The 2174-nt window shown below is 59.4% G+C and carries 3 protein-coding genes; all 3 read left to right on the top strand.

Annotated features, from left to right (window positions below; translation table 11 throughout):
- Positions 1-465: 465 nt before the first annotated feature.
- Complete coding sequence (locus KDH09_01085) at positions 466-693, top strand: hypothetical protein (GenBank protein MCB0218261.1); 228 nt, start codon at positions 466-468, stop codon at positions 691-693.
- Positions 694-698: 5 nt separating this feature from the next.
- Positions 699-1124, top strand: coding sequence for a putative toxin-antitoxin system toxin component, PIN family (locus KDH09_01080; protein MCB0218260.1), 426 nt, complete (start codon positions 699-701; stop codon positions 1122-1124).
- A 710-nt stretch (positions 1125-1834) separates the two neighbouring features.
- On the top strand, positions 1835-2174 hold a 340-nt coding region (locus KDH09_01075; GenBank protein ID MCB0218259.1), incomplete at its 3' end, for a hypothetical protein.

Below are 2174 nucleotides of genomic sequence, written 5' to 3'. Positions count from 1 at the left end.
GCGATGCGGATCATTGCGTGCATCGAGGACGCAGATGTCATCGAGAAGATCCTCGGCCACCTGGATGCGCAAGGGGCTGAATGCGAAGCCACCCGGCGGCCGCCGAGTCGAGCGCCACCGCGGTGGGGGCTGATTGAGCTCTTTGACGAGACGGGGTGACCCCCGGATGACCCGGATTGGGCTGTGGCGTCAGCGGCACGGCCATGGCGGCGGCTGGCCGGGACACAGGCGGGGAGGGGTAAGGCACGCCGGCAAGGGAGTCATTGGGAAGAATTCGTGGGTGTGACACCGATGTGCACACTGATGTGTGAGCAGGCGCGGGCGGCCGACGGCGGGTGCCGACGCCGATCAAGCAGGGCTACGCGCTGTCGACCCACCGAAAAGACGATTTATGCTGCCTATTCTCTTGTGTGCATATACGGATAAGCGTACATTATGAGCTCGAATTCACCTCGGAGAACTCAGATGAGCAACGTCCGATGGTCTATCGTCGTGCGGGACGACGTGGACAAGGCCCTGCGGGCCTACCTGGGCCGGCGTGGCACGAAGAAGGGTGATCTCTCCCAGTTCGTGGAGGAGGCGGTCCAGGCGCGCCTATTCGCACTGACGATGCAGGACGTCAAGCAGCGCAACCGGGAGTACTCGCAAGATGAGATCCTGGAGGCGATCGACGAAGCTCTGGCCAACGGCTGACAGTTTTGCGGGTCGTTCTCGACACCGGAATCCTGCTCGCCGCGTTGATCACGTCTGGCACGCCGCCCGACTTGATCTATCGGGCCTGGCGCAAGAAAGCCTTCGAACTGATCACCTCTGACTGGCAGCTCGAAGAGCTCCGCCGGGTTTCCCGCTATTCGAAATTGCGGAAGTACCTCAAGCCTGCCGAGGTAGGCACGCTGCTGAACGGCCTGCGGCGGCAGGCAACCGTACTGCAAGTACTACCGGAGGTGGAGTTATCGCCAGACCCTGACGACAATCCCATTCTGGCCACCGCGATTGCCGGCATCGCTGACTATTTGGTGACAGGCGATAAACGCGACCTGCTGTCCTTGAGAAAGGTGGAGATGGTTCAGATCATCGCAGCGCGCAGGTTCGCCGATATCCTTGGTTTATCCACCGCCGACTGAGTGTTCCCCCACCCGGTTTCCGTCTGACCCACTCGCTTCACCGCACCCAGAATTTGACTCAATATTTCCAGATGGGCGGCGAACACGTAGGCACTTGCCAAGGCTGAGCGATAGACACGATCTGGACACGTTGCCTTTATAACGCGTTCAAATACAAGGAAACACCGAGGGTTCGAATACCTCGGGCCACTTGGAAAGCCGCTTTGTAGAAACCAAGGCTCGATATCACCGAGTTGCGCTGTCCGGTTTGTATCCCAAATCGCTCGGACGTCAGAACGACCAGCTTGTACCCGTTACCTCCGGAGGTTGACGTGACGCGCAATTAGGTCCTTGAGTTTGGTTGGGCACTTTCGCGGAGAAAGCGCAAGCAGTTGCCGTGGTCTAAGACATTCGCATCCGCCTCCAAGAGGCTCCCGACCGCCGTACGTTTGGGGAATCGGGCCGGGAGGACGAAGCGGCACCGCAAGAGATTTGTTGGCTGCATAGCTACGAGGTATGACATTGGCGATGCTCCTTGGACCTCAGATAATGAATCGATTCGAAGGACGTGGGGGACGGATGTCATGGACGTTTACGCACCACGGGGCAAGAGCGCGGCGCGCACTGCAGGAGCGATACTTCCGGGCTTGTTGTTTGTAGTCGTTGCGTCCGTAGACGCAGAGCCGGTCGATCCGCCCGAACCATACCGAGTGCGACAAGTAGACGGGTGTGTGAACGTGCGACCGCAACCCCATGTGGATGACGCGGCGTTTGCCTGCTTGGGCTCTGGCACGGAAATGATGGTCATCGGGACACAGCCCTATTGGCGCGAGATTACGCTTTCTGACGGTCGCCAAGGGTGGATCGCGAAAAAGTTCATCGAGCCCTCGTCGACACCAGACATACCCTCGGCGGGCGCGCCGATCCCCGCCAACGCGTTCCTTGAGATCCATTTCGTCGACGTCGGTCAGGGCGATGCGATTTGGATACACACTTTCGATGACGGGATCGACGGCAATGGACGATTTGAAGGATATAACGTCGTCATCGATGGCGGGCCGTACTCGAGCG

The organism is Chrysiogenia bacterium, assembly GCA_020434085.1.
GTDB lineage: Bacteria > JAGRBM01 > JAGRBM01 > JAGRBM01 > JAGRBM01 > JAGRBM01.
Note: the sequence above shows the minus strand (reverse complement) of the source record. Positions and strands in the feature narration are given on the sequence as shown.